This window comes from Emcibacter sp. SYSU 3D8, assembly GCF_039655875.1.
GTDB lineage: Bacteria > Pseudomonadota > Alphaproteobacteria > SMXS01 > SMXS01 > RI-34.
This window is the reverse complement of record NZ_JBBYXK010000001.1, coordinates 1,025,273-1,040,249: the sequence shown is the minus strand read 5'-3', so window position 1 is coordinate 1,040,249 and position 14,977 is coordinate 1,025,273. Positions and strand designations below refer to the sequence as shown.

General features: G+C 66.0%; 19 protein-coding genes. 9 read left to right on the top strand and 10 right to left on the bottom strand.

The genetic code is table 11. The features are described 5' to 3' along the window. Positions 1-2: 2 nt before the first annotated feature. Complete coding sequence (locus WJU21_RS04970) at positions 3-1,514, top strand: helicase HerA-like C-terminal domain-containing protein (protein ID WP_346322272.1); 1,512 nt, start codon at positions 3-5, stop codon at positions 1,512-1,514. Between the two features lie 55 nt (positions 1,515-1,569). Here WJU21_RS04970 and WJU21_RS04965 read toward each other — a convergent pair whose 3' ends face one another. Genes WJU21_RS04965 through WJU21_RS04955 form a run of 3 tightly spaced genes read right to left on the bottom strand, consistent with a single transcriptional unit; the run spans position 1,570 to position 2,541 of the window. Beyond that, positions 1,570-2,013 carry a hypothetical protein gene (locus WJU21_RS04965; protein ID WP_346322271.1) on the bottom strand — a complete coding sequence of 148 codons (444 nt, stop codon included), beginning with the start codon at positions 2,011-2,013 and terminating at the stop codon, positions 1,570-1,572. After that, entirely contained in the window at positions 2,013-2,324 is a 312-nt protein-coding gene (locus WJU21_RS04960; protein ID WP_346322270.1) for a hypothetical protein, read from the bottom strand. The genes WJU21_RS04965 and WJU21_RS04960 overlap by 1 nt, the downstream gene beginning before the upstream one ends. A gap of 46 nt (positions 2,325-2,370) precedes the next feature. Further along, complete coding sequence (locus WJU21_RS04955; protein ID WP_346322269.1) at positions 2,371-2,541, bottom strand: DUF1328 family protein; 171 nt, start codon at positions 2,539-2,541, stop codon at positions 2,371-2,373. Positions 2,542-2,772: 231 nt separating this feature from the next. Here WJU21_RS04955 and WJU21_RS04950 point away from each other — a divergent pair, with 231 nt between their 5' ends. From WJU21_RS04950 to WJU21_RS04925, 6 genes are read left to right on the top strand one after another with little or no spacing between them, the layout of a single operon-like run. After that, positions 2,773-3,435, top strand: a complete 663-nt coding sequence (locus WJU21_RS04950; protein ID WP_346322268.1) for a CerR family C-terminal domain-containing protein — start codon at positions 2,773-2,775, stop codon at positions 3,433-3,435. Further along, a complete protein-coding gene (locus WJU21_RS04945) occupies positions 3,432-3,641 on the top strand; it encodes a hypothetical protein (RefSeq protein WP_346322267.1) in 210 nt (69 codons plus the stop codon). The genes WJU21_RS04950 and WJU21_RS04945 overlap by 4 nt, the downstream gene beginning before the upstream one ends. Beyond that, complete coding sequence (locus WJU21_RS04940) at positions 3,641-4,387, top strand: HlyD family efflux transporter periplasmic adaptor subunit (RefSeq protein WP_346322266.1); 747 nt, start codon at positions 3,641-3,643, stop codon at positions 4,385-4,387. Before WJU21_RS04945 ends, WJU21_RS04940 begins: the two co-directional genes overlap by 1 nt. Continuing rightward, positions 4,377-5,000, top strand: coding sequence for an ABC transporter ATP-binding protein (locus WJU21_RS04935; RefSeq protein ID WP_346322265.1), 624 nt, complete (start codon positions 4,377-4,379; stop codon positions 4,998-5,000). Before WJU21_RS04940 ends, WJU21_RS04935 begins: the two co-directional genes overlap by 11 nt. A gap of 2 nt (positions 5,001-5,002) precedes the next feature. After that, positions 5,003-6,124 carry an ABC transporter permease gene (locus WJU21_RS04930; protein WP_346322453.1) on the top strand — a complete coding sequence of 374 codons (1,122 nt, stop codon included), beginning with the start codon at positions 5,003-5,005 and terminating at the stop codon, positions 6,122-6,124. Positions 6,125-6,151: 27 nt separating this feature from the next. Next, entirely contained in the window at positions 6,152-7,102 is a 951-nt protein-coding gene (locus WJU21_RS04925; RefSeq protein WP_346322264.1) for a metal-dependent hydrolase, read from the top strand. Here WJU21_RS04925 and WJU21_RS04920 read toward each other — a convergent pair. Next, positions 7,074-7,439, bottom strand: a complete 366-nt coding sequence (locus WJU21_RS04920) for a hypothetical protein (protein WP_346322263.1) — start codon at positions 7,437-7,439, stop codon at positions 7,074-7,076. The genes WJU21_RS04925 and WJU21_RS04920 overlap by 29 nt on opposite strands. Before the next feature lie 106 nt (positions 7,440-7,545). Here WJU21_RS04920 and WJU21_RS04915 point away from each other — a divergent pair, with 106 nt between their 5' ends. Continuing rightward, positions 7,546-8,079 carry a helix-turn-helix domain-containing protein gene (locus WJU21_RS04915; RefSeq protein WP_346322262.1) on the top strand — a complete coding sequence of 178 codons (534 nt, stop codon included), beginning with the start codon at positions 7,546-7,548 and terminating at the stop codon, positions 8,077-8,079. Between the two features lie 82 nt (positions 8,080-8,161). Beyond that, complete coding sequence (locus WJU21_RS04910; protein ID WP_346322261.1) at positions 8,162-8,785, top strand: glutathione S-transferase family protein; 624 nt, start codon at positions 8,162-8,164, stop codon at positions 8,783-8,785. 72 nt (positions 8,786-8,857) lie between these two features. On the opposite strand, the gene WJU21_RS04905 is transcribed toward WJU21_RS04910, so the two are convergent. The 6 genes from WJU21_RS04905 to smc form a co-directional block, all read right to left on the bottom strand. After that, positions 8,858-9,406 carry a F0F1 ATP synthase subunit B gene (locus WJU21_RS04905; RefSeq protein ID WP_346322260.1) on the bottom strand — a complete coding sequence of 183 codons (549 nt, stop codon included), beginning with the start codon at positions 9,404-9,406 and terminating at the stop codon, positions 8,858-8,860. 1 nt (position 9,407) lies between these two features. Next, positions 9,408-9,992, bottom strand: coding sequence for an ATP F0F1 synthase subunit B (locus WJU21_RS04900; protein ID WP_346322259.1), 585 nt, complete (start codon positions 9,990-9,992; stop codon positions 9,408-9,410). Between the two features lie 26 nt (positions 9,993-10,018). Continuing rightward, on the bottom strand, positions 10,019-10,243 hold the full coding sequence (locus WJU21_RS04895; RefSeq protein WP_346322258.1) for a F0F1 ATP synthase subunit C: 225 nt from the start codon (positions 10,241-10,243) through the stop codon (positions 10,019-10,021). 37 nt (positions 10,244-10,280) lie between these two features. Continuing rightward, a complete protein-coding gene (locus WJU21_RS04890; RefSeq protein WP_346322257.1) occupies positions 10,281-11,024 on the bottom strand; it encodes a F0F1 ATP synthase subunit A in 744 nt (247 codons plus the stop codon). 15 nt (positions 11,025-11,039) lie between these two features. Then, on the bottom strand, positions 11,040-11,354 hold the full coding sequence (locus WJU21_RS04885) for an AtpZ/AtpI family protein (protein WP_346322256.1): 315 nt from the start codon (positions 11,352-11,354) through the stop codon (positions 11,040-11,042). Positions 11,355-11,508: 154 nt separating this feature from the next. Then, on the bottom strand, positions 11,509-14,964 hold the full coding sequence (gene smc, locus WJU21_RS04880) for a chromosome segregation protein SMC (protein WP_346322255.1): 3,456 nt from the start codon (positions 14,962-14,964) through the stop codon (positions 11,509-11,511). Positions 14,965-14,977: the final 13 nt, after the last annotated feature.

Genomic DNA, 14,977 nt, shown 5'->3' with positions numbered 1-14,977 from the left:
CCATGACACTCCTGAGGCCGGACAGCATCTATCTCGGTACCGGGGCAGCGCCCCAATATCTCAGCCTGAAACGGGCCAACCGGCACGGCCTGATCGCCGGGGCGACGGGCACGGGCAAGACGGTGTCGCTGCAGATCCTGGCCGAGGGCTTTTCCCGCGCCGGCGTGCCGGTGTTCATGGCCGACGCCAAGGGCGACCTGTCGGGGATCTGCCAGCAGGGCGATCCGAAGGATTTCCTGCTCAAGCGGGCGGCGAAAATCGGCCTGGACGATTATGGTTTCGAGGCGTTCCCGGTGGTGTTCTGGGACCTGTTCGGCGAGCAGGGGCATCCGGTGCGCACGACGGTGACGGAGATGGGGCCGCTGCTGTTGAGCCAGATGCTGGATCTCAACGACGTGCAGGAAGGCGTGCTCAATATCGCGTTCCGTGTCGCCGACGAGCAGGGACTGCTGCTGCTCGACATGAAGGACCTGCGCGCCATGCTGAACCATGTCGGCGAGAACGCATCCGAGCTCACCAGCCAGTACGGCAATGTCTCCAAGGCGTCCATCGGCGCCATCCAGCGCGCCCTGCTGACCCTGGAGAATGAGGGCGCCGACGGCTTCTTCGGCGAGCCCGCGCTGGAACTCCGGGATTTCATCGTGCGTGCGTCGGACGGACGCGGCGCCATCAATATCCTGGCCGCGGACCGGCTGATCCAGTCGCCCAAGACCTACGCCATCTTCCTGCTCTGGCTGCTGTCCGAGCTGTTCGAGGAGCTGCCCGAGGTGGGCGATCCGGACAAGCCGGTCCTGGTGTTTTTCTTCGATGAGGCGCATCTTCTGTTCAAGGACACGCCCAGGGCACTGATCGACAAGGTGACCCAGGTGGTGCGGCTGGTACGGTCGAAAGGCGTCGGCGTCTATTTCATCACCCAGAGCCCGGACGACATCCCCGACGACGTACTGGGCCAGCTCGGCAACCGTATCCAGCACGCCCTGCGCGCCTTCACGCCGCGCGACCAGGCCGCGGTGCGGACCGCCGCGCAGACCTTCCGGCAGAATCCGGCATTCGATACCAGCCAGGTAATCACCGAACTGGCCGTGGGCGAGGCGCTGGTCTCGACACTGGACGAGCGCGGCGTGCCGACCATGGTCGACAGGGCGCTGATCCGGCCGCCGCAATCGCGGCTGGGGCCGGCCAGTCCGCAGGAGCGCCGGCAGGTAATGACCGCCAGCGTCATGTCCGGCCGCTACGACACGACCCAGGACCGCGAATCTGCCTATGAGCGCCTGACCCGGCGGGTCGAGCCGCGCGAGGACACGCAGCGGGGCCCTTGGGGCGGCGCCGGCCGCGGCGACACGCCCCCGCCACGCAGCGCCGAGCCGCGTCAGCGGTCTGCACGGCGCACGCCCTCGACCCGACAGCGCCAGGGCGTGGGCGAGACATTCGCCAAGTCGATTGCGTCTTCGGTGGGCAGGGAAATCGGCCGGGCATTGCTGCGCGGCCTGATGGGATCGCTGAAACGCAAATAGCGCGCTTTGATCTTCCCCGCCATGGTGCGGCGTGAGGGCCGCAGGCTGGAGACTTCTAGCGACGCGGCCGATTGAAAAAGATCAGCGAAGCGACCGCTCCAACCAGCAGCGCGCCGCCAAGCGCCGTTATCGGCCGATTCGCCACCCAGTCTTCAGCCGCCTCCACGCCGCGGATCGCCTCGTCGGTCAGCAAGGACAGGTCGTTGCCGGGCTGGCTGATCGGCCGTGTCACCAGATTGTAGAGAGCGAAGGCGAAGATGCCGCCGATCGGCAGCAGGCCCGCGCCGACGGCGAAGGCGGCCCATCCTGCTCCCCAGATCGGGGCGAGCGCCAAGTAGATCGCCGCGAGCAGAAAGCCCGCGGCGGTCGTGAAAATGGCGAAACAGGCGCCGGTTAGAAACAGACCGGCGGGAATCCTGCCCCAGGGAACCGCTGTCGTCGGACGCGCTGCCGCCGAGACCGTCAGGAATAGCGTAACGGCCTTGGCGAGCATGCCCATCAGCGGCGGCCGAGCAACAGTGCGAGGATCGCGCCAACGCTGAACGCGACGCCAAGGCTGGTAAGGGGCTGCTTCTGCACGTTCAGCCTGACCGAATCAACAGCCTGCTGGCTGCGGTCGCTCAGGATGACCCCGAGGTCTTCCAGCCGTTCGCGGAGTGCTTCGATTTCTGCCTTTGCTTCGGTCATTCCCGTCCTCGTTCCTTCTCGCAGGAGTTGCTGAGTCGATACGACCAGCGAGTCCCAATCCTTCTGCAACTTGCGCAGATCCTTCTTCAGGGTGTCTACATCGTCCGTCGTTGCATCCGCCATCGCGTAGTCCTTTCGGTTGTCGTTACTCCGGTCGCAGGGCGGCCATTCATGGGCCGCGACGCCCGAATGCGTTGAAGAGAAGACCGGCCAGGAACAGCACCAGGAACACTACGAACAGGATCTTGGCGATACCGGCGGCCGCGCTGGCAATGCCGCCGAAGCCGAAAACACCGGCAACGAGCGCCAAGACCAGAAACACCAATGTCCAGTATAGCATGTTTCCACCTCCTCTGATGACGAAGGGCCGGTTCCAGGGAACACGGCCCATTCGAGCCATCAACGCAGGTGAAGGACAACGGTTCCTCCAAACTTCGGGTAAGACATTACCAGCGCACGCCTATCCGGCTCAACGGCGATCTGTAGCCCCCGTGCGCGCTGATTCAATCAATTGACTAAGTCAATCGATTGAATATAGTCGGCGTCCTCTGGACAAGAGGAGGTGCGAATCATGCTGGCGGCTGGGGAAAAGGCGGATGCGAAGCAGCGGCTCATCGAAGCGGCGCTGAGAGTGTTCGGCGAGCACGGCTTCAAGGGCGCGTCGACCCGGGCGATTGCCGGCGCAGCCGGCGTCAATATCGCCGCCATTCCCTATTACTTTGGCGGCAAGGAAGGCCTGTATATGGGGGTGGTGGGTCATATCGCTGACCAGATCACTGCCCGCATGAGTCCCGGTCTTCGCGCGGCCGAACAGCTTGCCAGCGATTCCGCGACCACGCCGGAGCAACGCCGTCAGGCCATGCTGGCGCTTGGCGACCGTTTCATATCCATGATGGTCGGCACCGAAGAGGCCGCGCTCTGGGCGCGCATCATGGTGCGCGAGCAATTCGATCCGACCGAAGCGTTCGATGTGCTCTACAGCCGGGTCATGGCGCCGTCCTACATGGCGGTCTCCAGACTTCTCGGTCCGTTGCTGGGTCTGCCGGCCGAATCGGAGGAGCTGAAGCTGCGGATTTTTTCGGTGATCGGCCAGGCGCTGATCTTCCGCGTTGCCCGCACGGCGGTCCTGCGCCGGCTGGAATGGGATGCCTACACGCCTGACCGGCTGGACCAGATCCGCGCCGCGGTACGCGCCAACATCATCGCCATCATGGACGCCGGGAGGCCCGCATGAGGACGCTCGCATCGCTTGGCCTTCTCCTGGCCGGCCTGCTGGCCGCCTGCGGTGACGGCGGATCGCCTTCCTGGCAGGGCTATGTGGAAGGCGATCCACTGCTGGTCGGCCCCAAGAGTTCGGGCCAGCTGAGCAGGCTCGCGGTGGAGTCGGGCGCGCCGGTGGAGCAGGGCGCGCTGCTGTTCATCCTGGAGCCGACACGGTGATGGCCCGGCGCGACCAGGCAGCGGCGCGCCGGCAGCAGGCGCAGGCGCAGCTCGACGACCTGCAAAAGGGCCGGCGCCCCGAAGAGATCGCCGTGGTCGATGCCCAGATCCGCGAGGCCGAGGCGCGCATTGCCGTGGCCCAGCGCGAGTTCGAGCGGATCGAAAAGCTGGCAGCGAGCAAGGTCGCGTCCCTCAAGGCGTTCGACAACGCCAGGGGTGACCGGGACATGGCCGCTGCCGCCCTGGAGCGGCTGAAGCGGGAGCGCCGCAGCCAGCTGCTGCCGGCCCGCTCGGACGCCGTCGAGGCAGCGCGCCGCAACGTGGCCGCCGCCCAGGCCCAGCTCGCCGAGGCCGAGACGGCGCTGCGTGAGCGTTCGGTCTATGCGCCGAAGGCCGGCATGGTTCAGGATGTGTTTTTCCGCGAGGGCGAGGTGGTCACCGAAGGCCGCCCGGTGGTGGCCATCCTGCCGCCTGCCAACCGCAAGCTGCTGTTCTATGTGCCCGAGGTCGATCTGGCGCGGATCAGCCGGGGCGCCATTGTCGGTGTCGGCTGCGACAGCTGCCCCTCGGGCATGACGGCAAAGGTGACATTCGTGTCGGGCGAGGCCGAGTTCACCCCGCCGGTGATCTTCTCGGTCCAGAACCGGGAAAAGCTGGTCTACAAGATCGAGGCGGTGCCGCAGGCGAACGCCGCGGCACTGAAGCCCGGCCAGCCGGTTGATGTGGTGCTGGACCATGAACGGTGAGGTGAACGCCATCGAGGCGGCAGGCCTGACCAAGCGCTTTGGCGAGAAGACGGTCGTCGACCAGGTCTCGCTCGAGGTGAAACAGGGCGAGATCGTCGGCTTTCTCGGCCCCAACGGCTCGGGCAAGACCACCACCATCCGCATGCTGACCGGGCTGCTGACGCCTGACAGCGGCACCGGCAGCTGCCTGGGCTTCGACATCGTCCGCGAAGCCGACCAGATCAAGCGCAACATCGGTTACATGACCCAGCGTTTCAGCTTCTACGAGGATCTGTCGATCCGGGAGAACCTGGAGTTCGTCGCCCGGCTCTACAATTTGACGCCGATGCGGGATTATGTGGACCGGACCCTGGAGCGGCTGGGCCTGACCACCTGGGTGATCCGCGGCGTCGCCAACGGCGCGCTGGCCGAGGACCTGCGCCGCCAGCCGGGTGTCGAGCAGGTCGCCCAGTTCGGCACCACATTGCACGTGGTCGGCGCCGACGCGGTGGCCCTGCGCGCCGCCATTGACCGCTACGCCGACCGTCCGGGCATCGCGATCGCGCCTGGCGAGACCAGCCTCGAGGACGTGTTCATCCGGCTGATGAGCCAGCACGGCGAGGTGCGGTCGTGAGTATGGGCAACCGCATCAAGGCCATCCTGATCAAGGAGTTCATCCAGCTCCGCCGCGACCGGCTGACCTTCGGTATGATGGTCGGTATCCCGATCATGCAGCTCATCCTGTTCGGCTTCGCCATCAACACCGACCCGAAGCAATTGCCGACGGCGATCATCGCGCCCAATCCCAGCGCCTATACCCGCGACATCCTGGCGGGCATGCACAATTCGGACTACTTCCGCTTCAAGGAAGACACCTACACCGAGGCCGAGGCTGAAAAGGGCCTTCAACGGGGCGAGTTGTCATTCGTGGTGACTTTTCCAACCGACTTCAGCCGCGACCTGGTGCGCGGCCAGCGGCCGCAGGTCCTGATCGAGGCCGATGCGACCGATCCGTCGGCCGCCAGCAATGCCGTAAGCGCGTTCAACCGCATCGTGGACGACGCCCTGCGCGACGATCTGGTCGGACCCCTGGCGGTGGAGAAACGCGGCCGGCCCGCCGTCGATGTGGTCGTCCACCGGCTCTACAATCCGGAAGGCATCACCCGCTACAACATCGTGCCCGGGCTGCTGGGCGTGATTCTCACCATGACCATGACGCTGATGACGGCGATCTCGCTGACCCGCGAGGCCGAGCGCGGCACCATGGAGAACCTGCTGGCCATGCCGGTGAAGCCCGTCGAGGTGATGATCGGCAAGATTGCCCCCTATATCGGCATCGGATTCGTCCAGGTGTCGATCATTCTGCTGGCGGCCTATTTCGTGTTCAATGTGCCGATGATGGGCTCGTTCGCGGCGCTGTTCGTCGGCCTGACCGCCTTCATCGCCACCAACCTGGCGCTGGGCTACACCTTCTCGACCATCGCCCGCAGCCAGATGCAGGCCATGCAGATGACGTTCTTCTTCTTCCTGCCGTCCATCCTGCTGTCGGGCTTCATGTTTCCGTTCCTCGGCATGCCGCAATGGGCCCAGTGGCTGGGGGCGGTGTTGCCGCTGACCCATTTCCTGCGCATTGTCCGCGGCACCCTGCTGAAGGGCAGCGACCTGTGGGACATCCTGCCCAATCTGTGGCCGATCCTGCTGATTTTCGCGATCGTCTCGACCATCGCCCTGCTGCGCTACCGCAAGACACTGGACTAGCGGCGGATTCTTTCCGCCAATAGGCGCATGGACAATCTGGCGCATACGCTGGCCGGCGCCGCCCTGGGCGAGGCGGGCCTGAAGAAGAAGACCGGGCTGGGGATGGCCACGCTGATGATCGCGGCCAATTTGCCGGATCTCGACGTCATCGGCCTGTTCTTCGGTGAAAATCTGGCCTGGCGGCGCGGCTGGACCCACGGACCCATCGCGCTTGTTCTGCTGCCGCCCGTGCTCGTTGCAATCATGGTGCGGTTCGACCGCTGGCAGGCGCGGCGAGGGCGGCGGCCGGAGGACCGGTTGCCGGTCCGGTCCGGCTGGCTGCTGGCCCTTGCCTATGTGGGCATCCTGTCGCACCCGTTGCTCGATTTCCTCAATACCTACGGTATCCGCTGCCTGATGCCGTTCTCGGACCGCTGGTTCTATGGCGACGCGCTGTTCATCATCGACCTGTTCGTATGGGCTTCGCTGGCGCTGGGCGTCTGGTTCGCCCGCCGCAGGGGCCGGCGCGGGTCGGCGGCCGCGGGCCGCCCGGCCATTGCCGCGCTGATGTTCGTCGCCGCCTATTCCGTCGCCATGGGCACCGCCAGCGTGGCGGCCGAACGCTTCGTCGCCCGCGACGTGGCGGCGCGCGGCATGGGGACGCCGACGGTCGTGCTGGCCAGCCCTGTACCGGTCGACCCGTTCCGGCGCAGCATCGTCTTCGGAACAGGAGACGCCTACGGATTTGGGGAGTTGCGCTGGAATCCGGCGCCGCATCTGACGCTCGAGCCGGACCTGGTGCCCACCAACATGAAGCATCCGGCGATCATCCGCGCAGCCCGGCAGGAGAAGCGTGTCGCCGATTTCCTCTATTGGTCGCGCCTGCCCTTCGCCGAGATCGTGCGCCGGCCCGGCCAGACAGAGGTTACCATCGGCGACGCGCGCTACAACAGCCTGCCGAGTGGGCGCTTCACCGTACGCGCGAGCGTGCCCGATTGAGCGCCACTGCCCAGCCGAGCGCGGCAAGGCCGGCAGCCAGCATCACCGCCAGCACCACCGCATAGAATCCGGCACTCGCCTTGGGCGGACCCGACATCAGGTGATCGAGCGTCGGCACCAGCAGCGACGCCGTAAAGCCGCAGAATGCACCCCATGCCACACCCAGCGGCATCGGCCCCGCGCGCCCGGCAATGGCCGATGCCGCAAGCAGGGCGGCGGCGATCAGCAACTCGTCGAATGCCAGCGGCAGGAAGCGGGCGTCGCCCCACCAGCGCGCAATTTCGCCCGCAGCGAGCAAAAGGGCGGCAATGGCGGTGACGATTCGCAACGTATTCATGGGGAGTCCCTCGAGTTTTGCTGAAGTTCCGGCCCGGACGCCGTCAAGTCAAGCCGCCGCTGTGCTTGCATGTTGCAACCGGAAGGGCCGCGGCGATAATGCGGGCATGGCCAATGAACATCGCTCTGCATGTCCCATCAACCTGACCGTCGAGGTCATCGGCGACAAATGGAGCATGCTGGTGCTCCGCGACATGATCTTCGGCGGCAGGCGGCATTTCCGCGAATTGCTGACCAAATCGGACGAGGGCATCGCCTCCAATATCCTGGCCGACCGCCTGCGAAGGCTGGCCGAGCAGGGCATCATCACCAGGGCAGACGATCCCAGCCACAAGCAGAAGGCCGTCTACAGCCTGACCGAAGCTGGAATCCAGCTGCTGCCGGTCCTGTGCCAGATGGGCATGTGGGGGCGGCGGCATATGCCGGTGTCCGAGGACATGGCCCTGCGGTCCCGCCTGCTGGAAGAGGGGGGATGGCCGCTGATCAGGGCGTTGATGGACGAGCTGCGCGAGGTCCATCTCGGGATTCCGCGGCCTCCGGGCACCCCGTCGGTCTCGGCTCAGCTGCTGGCCGCCTATGAAGGGGCCGTTGCCAGTCTCGGCCGCACGCCCGATACACAGATTGCCAGCAATAAAAACTGATTGCAAAAAACAACTGGTTTTGAATAAGGTTCTGATTATCGGCGCGACTTTGCGCGTTCGACCCTCAAACTGGGGACATATCATGAAGCTCTACGAATTTGCGCCGACACGCTCGATCCGTGTCCGCTGGACCTTGCAGGAACTTGGCGTGCCCTTCGAGGCTGTCGTCGTCAACATGATGAAGGGCGAGCATCGCGCCCCGGCGTACCTGAAGATCAATCGGGCGGGGAAACTGCCCGCGCTCGTCGACGGCGATCTGGTGCTGACCGAATCCATGGCGATCATCACCTATCTGGCCGAGAAGTATCCTGAAAAGGAGCTCATTCCGGCCGATATCAGGGCGCGGGCCGAGTTCCACAAATGGATCATGTTCACGGCTACCGAGCTTGAGCAGCCGCTCTGGCGCATCTCGCGCAACACCAGTCTCTATCGCAAGGACAAGCGCCAGCCCAGCGACGTGACGCGCGCTGCCGAGGACTTCAAGCCCATGGCGCAGGTGCTTGACGAGCACATGATCGGCCGGGAGTTCGTTGTCGGCGACCGGGCGACGGTCGCTGACTTCGCGCTGGCCTATACACTGGACTGGGCCAACGAAGCCGGGCTGCTGGGAGAGTTCCCCGGACTGGTGCACTACATGGAGCGCATGTACCAGCGCCCTCACGCCGGCACGCGCATCGGCGAGGCATTGGCCAGTCTCCGGAACTGAGGCGGCCTATTCCCGGATACAAAAAACCCCGCCGGACGGGCGGGGTTTTCAGTATCGAGTGGCTGATGCGGCTCAGTGCAGATGCTTGGGCAACTCGCGGATGGCATCTTCTACCAGGGCGTTCGCCTTGCCGGGATCGATGCTGGCGGCGATCACCTTGCGGGCGGCTTCCGTTGCAACCTCTACGGCGACCGTGCGGACTTCCTTCACCGCGGTGGCCTCGGCCTGGGCGATCTTCTCCACCGCCAGTTGCTCGCGGCGGGCGATGTTGGCCTCCAGCGCCTTCTGGGCGTCGGCGGCAACGCGCTTGGCCTCGGTCTCGGCGTGGGCGACGATCTGGTTTGCCTCGTCGTGCGCCTCGCGCTCCTTGCGCTGGTACTGGGCGAGCAGGGCTTCCGACTCCTCACGCAGCCGGCGGGCTTCGTCGATCTGCGTGGCAATGGCCGCCGAACGCTTGTCGAGCGTCGAGGCGATCAGCTTCGGCACCTTCACGTAGAGCAGCAAGGCAACGAAGGCCAGGAACGCAATGGCGACCCAGAACTCCGGCGACTGGTAGAAGGGCTCGGCGTGCGCGGCGGCCTCGCGGCCAACCTCGGTCATGGTGCCGTCTTCATACTCCATGCTACTTCACTCCCCGGCGCGACAGTTCCTCGCTCACCGCCTGGTCGACGCTGGCGCTGTCCGGCTGGGTGCCCAGCAGACGGCTGACCACGGCGACCGCCGTATCGGTGGCGATTTCCCGGACCTGGCCCAGGGCCTGGTCGCGGGTGGCGCGGATGCTGGCTTCGGCTTTGGCGGCCTGTGCCGACAAACGGGCTTCGGCTTCCGCCTGACGGGCGTCGGCTTCGGCCTGAATGGTGGCGCGGGTCTGCGTGGCGATCTCGGTCGCCTTGGCACGGGCTTCCGCCAGTGCCTGCTCGTAACCCTTCAGCGCCGCATCGGCTTCGCGGTTCAGCTGTTCGGCCCGGTTCAGGTCGCCGGCGATCTTCTCCTCACGGGTGCGGAGAATGTTGCCCACGCGCGGCAGCGCGAGTTTCGACATGAGCAGGTAGAGCAGCAGAAAGCTGACAGCCAGCCAGAACAATTGCGGCGGAAACCGCGTCAGGTCGAGCTGGGGCAGTCCGCCCTCCGCGGCATGCGCGGCCTGTCCGGCCGCGGCGGCGAAGGATCCGGTCAGGACCAGAGCCACTGTTGAGAACTGGCGCATACGGGGCATCCCCGATCCGGTTCGCTTTAGCCGAACAGGATCATCATGGAGACAAGCAGACCGAACAGGCCAGTCGCCTCGCAGAGCGCGAAGCCCAGGAACATGTTGGTGGTCTGGGTCGAGGCGGCGGCGGGGTTGCGCAGTGCACCCTGCAGATAGCTGCCGAATACGATACCCACGCCGATACCGGCGCCAATGAGGGCGGTGGCGGCGATACCGGCACCAATGAGCTTTGCGGCTTCAGCTTCCATGGATCAGTTCCTTAGCTGTGTGTTGTTGTTTTCTTGTTTAGTGCAGATGGATTGCATCGTTGAGATAGATGCAGGTGAGGATCGAGAAGATGTAGGCCTGCAGGACGGCGACCAGAACTTCAAGGCCGGTCAGCGCGACCATGAATGCCAGCGGGAAGATGCCCAGCGGGACCAGAATGGCGCCCAGCGAGATCACGAAGCCGGCGAACACCTTCAGCATCACGTGACCGGCCATCATGTTGGCGAACAGTCGGACCGAGAGGCTGATCGGGCGCATCAGATACGAGATGATCTCGATCGGCACCAGCAGAAACAGGACCGGAAGCGGCACGCCCGACGGCGCGAACAGTTTCAGGTAGCCCAGGCCGTGCTTGGCGAAGCCGATCAGCGTGACGCCGATGAAGACCACGGCGGCCAGGGCGAAGGTGACGGCGATATGGCTCGTCACGGTAAAGGTATAGGGGATCATGCCGGTCAGGTTGGCCACGAGCACGAACATGAACAGGCTGAACACGAACGGGAAGTACTTCTTCCCGCCGGAGCCGACGGTATCGCGGATCATGCCCGCGATGGCTTCGTAGCTCATCTCGACCATGGACTGCCAGCGGCCGGGCACCATGGCCTTCTTGCGGGCGCCGATCAGCATGAACAGCGTGATCACCGCGATGGTCGAAACCATGAACGCGGACGAATTGGTAAAGGAGATATCGTAGCCACCTGCTTCCAGGGGCACGAGTGTCTTGATCTGGAACTGTTCGAGCGGATTATGACCAGCAGCCACGGGACGTTCCCTGTATCAGGGCCCGGTGTCGGTATCCTTCCGGGCCTTACTGTTATCCTCTTGCGCGGCGCGAATGGTATTTCGCAATCCGGCCGCGATGCCCAGTATCATGAGCACGACCATCAGCCAGGGCGCGGTGCCAAGCCAACGATCCAGGGCAATCCCGGCGATGAGCCCGAACGCCACACCCGCAAACAACTCGATCCCTGCTCTCATGCTCACAGCTTTGGCGCTGGGAGCTTTCGATGGGGGCGGCGCGGCCTTGCGGCGCGCCTCGTCGATGCGGGCCTGGAGGTCCGACGCCGCGCGGGGCGGATCACGATCGTCCAAACAAGCCTCCTTTAGGGTGCCGACTCGGTCCCCCAAAGGCGCGTGCACCATAGGCGGGCCGATATGGCGTGTCAAGCATAGGGCGGAACGTCATAACCTATTGACTGATATGCAAAAATTGGAACCGGCGAGTTACTGCAACAGTGCCTTGCACTTACTCGGCCGCAACCAGATGTTCAGCTTCTCCCAAGTCCACGGAAACCAGCTGGGAGATGCCGCGCTCGGACATGGTAACACCATAGAGGCGGTGCAGGTTGGCCATGGTCAGCGCATGGTGGGTGACCACCAGGAATCGGGTGCCGGTCTGGCCGGAGATGTCGTGCAGCAGGTTGCAGAACCGCTCCACATTGGCGTCGTCCAGCGGCGCGTCGACCTCGTCGAGGATGCAGATCGGCGCCGGATTGGTCAGGAAGACGGCGAAAATCAGGGCCAGTGCCGTCAATGCCTGCTCACCGCCCGACAACAGCGCCAGATGCTGCAGCCGCTTGCCGGGAGGGCTGGCGTAGATTTCGAGGCCTGCATCCAGGGGATCGTCGGAATCCGTCAGCGTCAGATGGGCGGCGCCGCCGCCGAACAGATGGGTGAACAGCTGCTCGAAATGGGCATTGACCGTGCCGAACGCGGCCTGCAGCCGCTCGCGGCCTTCCTTGTTCAGCGCGGCGATGGCGTGGCGCAGCTTGCCAATCGCGGCGTCGAGATCGTCGCGCTCGCGCACCATGTTGTCGAGCTGAGCCTGAACCTCGACGGCCTCTTCGTCGGCGCGCAGATTGACCGGCCCCATGGTGTCGCGTTCGCGGCGCAGCCGATCGAGATGCTGGGAGACGTTTTCGATCTCGGGCAGGGGCGCGCCTTCTTCGTGTTCGGCAAGCGCCAGGGTTTCCCCGGGCGTGCAGTCCAGATCCTCGGTGATCTGGGCGACGACGGTGTCGAAGCGTTCCTGGGCATGCTCGGCGTCGGCTTCGGCGCGCACACGCAATTCGCGGGAACGTGACAGGTCCTGCTCGGCGGCGCGCAAGGCCGCATCCATCCGGGACAGTTCGGATTCCGCCTCGGCCAGTACGGCGGCCGACGTCTGGCGCCTGTCCTCGGCTGCGGCGATGAGGTCGGCGAGCTGCATGCGTTTTTCTTCCAGGCCGGCGGGCTGGTCCTTTACCTCGGCCAGCGCCGCCTCGGCTTCGGCCTGGCGGGCGCGAAGCTGGGCTATCTGGCCGGCGGCGCTTTGCGCCCGCGCCTTCCACGACGTCTCGTCGCGGCCATTGGCGGCAATGCGGTTGGCGCGGAAACCGGCCTCGCGGTTCAGGCCGTCGCGGGCGGCCTTGGCCTCGGACAGGGCGTTGCGCGCGGCATCGACGGCCCGGCGCAGGTCCTGCAGCGGCGCGGCAAAGCTGTCGGCGGGCGGCAGTGTCTCGATGGATCGGAGAATGTCCTTCAGCCGGTCGTCGTTCCCACCCAGTTCCTCGCGCAGCCGGCCACCGGTCTCCTGCAGCGCGGCGATGCGGCTGTTCTGTTCTGCCAGCAACCGGGCAACCCTGGCTTCGGCGTTGCGGGCGGCGATCAGCCCGTCTTCGGAGTCGCGCACCTGCCGCTGGGCGGTCTTGTCGCGGTTGGCGGCCGCGTCGAGCGCATCGACCAGCGCTGAAAGCGCCTGCTGCGCCGATGCCTGTTCAGCCTCGACCTCGGCCAGTTCCCTGCGGACCGTCTCCAGCCGGTTGCGTTGCTCCAGCCGCGTCGCGGCGGCGCTCGGTGCGCCGGCCCGTGAAACCTTGCCGTCCCAGCGCCAGGCATCGCCCGTGCGGCTGACCAATATCTGGCCGGGGAGCAGGGTGGGCTGCAGCCGGTCGCCGTCACCGGTATCGACGACGCCGATCTGCGCCAGCGCACGCGCCAGTGCGGCGGGGCCGGTGACAAAGCCGGCCAGCGCCTTGGCGCCGCCCGGCAGCGCGGCGGCGCCATCAACCGGCGGCAAGGTCTGCCAGAAGGCGGCGGCCTCGCTGCTGTCGGACAGGTCGAGATCCTCGCCGAAGGCCGCGGCCAGCGCCGCCTCATAGCCGGATTTCACCTTGATCTGATCGAGAATGGGCGTGAAACCGCCCTGGGCGGTCTGGGTGAGGGCGGCGAGACCGCGTTCCTCGGCCTGCAGCTCCCGCGCCCGGCCCCTGATTTCGTCGAAGGCGGCGCGCGCCCCGGTTTCCTCGGCCTGCGCCGTTATCCGGGCGGCGCTCGCGGCTTCGGCTTCCGCACGTGCCTCGTCGACCTTGTGGCGCGCCAGTTCAACAGCGCGGGCCGCCTCCTGCTCGGCGTTGTCGGCGGACTTGCCGGCGATCAGCCTGGCCATCTCCGCTTCCGTCGCCTGCAGCCGATCCTTCAGCCGGGCGACCTGCTGGGACAATTGGTTGGCCTGCTCGGTCAGGCCGCGGCGGCGTGCGGCGGCTTCCTGGGACTTGCCATTCAGGGTATCGAGCGCGCTTTCGGCGGCCAGGGTCTCGGCGGCGATCCGGTCGACCGCCTTCACGGCCGCATCCATGCGCGCGGGATGGCCGGCGTCTTCCTTTGCCAGTTCCGCCTGCTCGGCGGCGAGTTGCCCGAGATGGCCCGCGGCGTCCTTTGCCTGGGCTTCCTCGCGGCCGATGTCGCCGGCGATCTGGGCCAGCCGCGACTGGAACCCGGCGATGGCGTCACGCAGGCGCCGCGCCTCGGCATCCAGATTTTCCTGCTCGACCTTCAGCCGGTGGGTGGCGGCGGCGGCCTCGGCGGCGGCCTCCCGCAACGGCGGCAGCCTGGCGCTGGCCTCAGCCTGCGCGGTGCTGGCGGCGGCAGCGGCGCGGGTGCGCTCGGTGACGACGGCTTCGGCCTCCTTCAGGTGTTCCTTGGCGGCGGCCAGCGCCGCGGTCGCATGCAGCCAGCGCAGGTGAAGCATCATGGCCTCGGCGGCCCGCAGCCGACCGCTGAGGGTCTTGTAACGCGCCGCCTGCCGCGCCTGCCGCTTCAGGCCGGCCAGTTGGGCCTCGATCTGCACCATGATGTCGGAGAGCCGCTCCAGATTGGTCTGGGCCGCCTTCAACCGCAGCTCCGCCTCGTGCCGGCGCGAGTGCAGGCCGCTGGTGCCGGCGGCTTCCTCGAGAATGGCCCGGCGATCCTTCGGCTTGGCGGCGATCAGCGCGCTGATGCGGCCCTGCGACACCAGCGATGGCGAATGGGCGCCGGTTGCCAGGTCCGCGAACAGCAATTGTACGTCGCGGGCCCGGACTTCCTTGCCGTTCAGCCGGTAGACCGAGCCGCTTTCCCGCTCGATGCGGCGCGATATCTCGATCTGTTCGTGCTCGTTGAACGTCACCGGTGCGGTGCGGTCGGCGTTGTCCATCATCAACGTGACTTCGGCCAGATTACGCGGCGGCCGCAGCGCCGTGCCGGCGAAGATCACGTCTTCCATGCCTTCGCCGCGCATGTTGGTGGGCTTGGTCTCGCCCATTACCCAGCGCAGCGCCTCGAGCAGATTGGATTTGCCGCAGCCGTTCGGACCGACGATCCCCGTCAGACCGGGTTCGATATAAAGCTCCGTCGGATCGACGAAGGACTTGAACCCGGTCAGTCTGAGGCGCTGAAACTGCAAGCGGTTTCTCCGT

Excerpts from the sequence above, each read along its gene's own strand:
- WJU21_RS04930 (WP_346322453.1), top strand. The coding sequence starts at position 5,003 with ATGGGCAACCGCATCAAGGCCATCCTGATCAAGGAGTTCATCCAGCTC.
- WJU21_RS04955 (WP_346322269.1), bottom strand. The coding sequence starts at position 2,541 with ATGCTATACTGGACATTGGTGTTTCTGGTCTTGGCGCTCGTTGCCGGT.
- WJU21_RS04905 (WP_346322260.1), bottom strand. The coding sequence starts at position 9,406 with ATGGAGTATGAAGACGGCACCATGACCGAGGTTGGCCGCGAGGCCGCC.
- WJU21_RS04940 (WP_346322266.1), top strand. The coding sequence starts at position 3,641 with ATGGCCCGGCGCGACCAGGCAGCGGCGCGCCGGCAGCAGGCGCAGGCG.
- WJU21_RS04920 (WP_346322263.1), bottom strand. The coding sequence starts at position 7,439 with ATGAATACGTTGCGAATCGTCACCGCCATTGCCGCCCTTTTGCTCGCT.
- WJU21_RS04910 (WP_346322261.1), top strand. The coding sequence starts at position 8,162 with ATGAAGCTCTACGAATTTGCGCCGACACGCTCGATCCGTGTCCGCTGG.
- WJU21_RS04935 (WP_346322265.1), top strand. The coding sequence starts at position 4,377 with ATGAACGGTGAGGTGAACGCCATCGAGGCGGCAGGCCTGACCAAGCGC.
- WJU21_RS04960 (WP_346322270.1), bottom strand. The coding sequence starts at position 2,324 with ATGGCGGATGCAACGACGGACGATGTAGACACCCTGAAGAAGGATCTG.
- WJU21_RS04970 (WP_346322272.1), top strand. The coding sequence starts at position 3 with ATGACACTCCTGAGGCCGGACAGCATCTATCTCGGTACCGGGGCAGCG.
- WJU21_RS04900 (WP_346322259.1), bottom strand. The coding sequence starts at position 9,992 with ATGCGCCAGTTCTCAACAGTGGCTCTGGTCCTGACCGGATCCTTCGCC.
- WJU21_RS04895 (WP_346322258.1), bottom strand. The coding sequence starts at position 10,243 with ATGGAAGCTGAAGCCGCAAAGCTCATTGGTGCCGGTATCGCCGCCACC.
- WJU21_RS04915 (WP_346322262.1), top strand. The coding sequence starts at position 7,546 with ATGGCCAATGAACATCGCTCTGCATGTCCCATCAACCTGACCGTCGAG.
- WJU21_RS04965 (WP_346322271.1), bottom strand. The coding sequence starts at position 2,013 with ATGGGCATGCTCGCCAAGGCCGTTACGCTATTCCTGACGGTCTCGGCG.
- WJU21_RS04950 (WP_346322268.1), top strand. The coding sequence starts at position 2,773 with ATGCTGGCGGCTGGGGAAAAGGCGGATGCGAAGCAGCGGCTCATCGAA.
- WJU21_RS04925 (WP_346322264.1), top strand. The coding sequence starts at position 6,152 with ATGGACAATCTGGCGCATACGCTGGCCGGCGCCGCCCTGGGCGAGGCG.
- WJU21_RS04945 (WP_346322267.1), top strand. The coding sequence starts at position 3,432 with ATGAGGACGCTCGCATCGCTTGGCCTTCTCCTGGCCGGCCTGCTGGCC.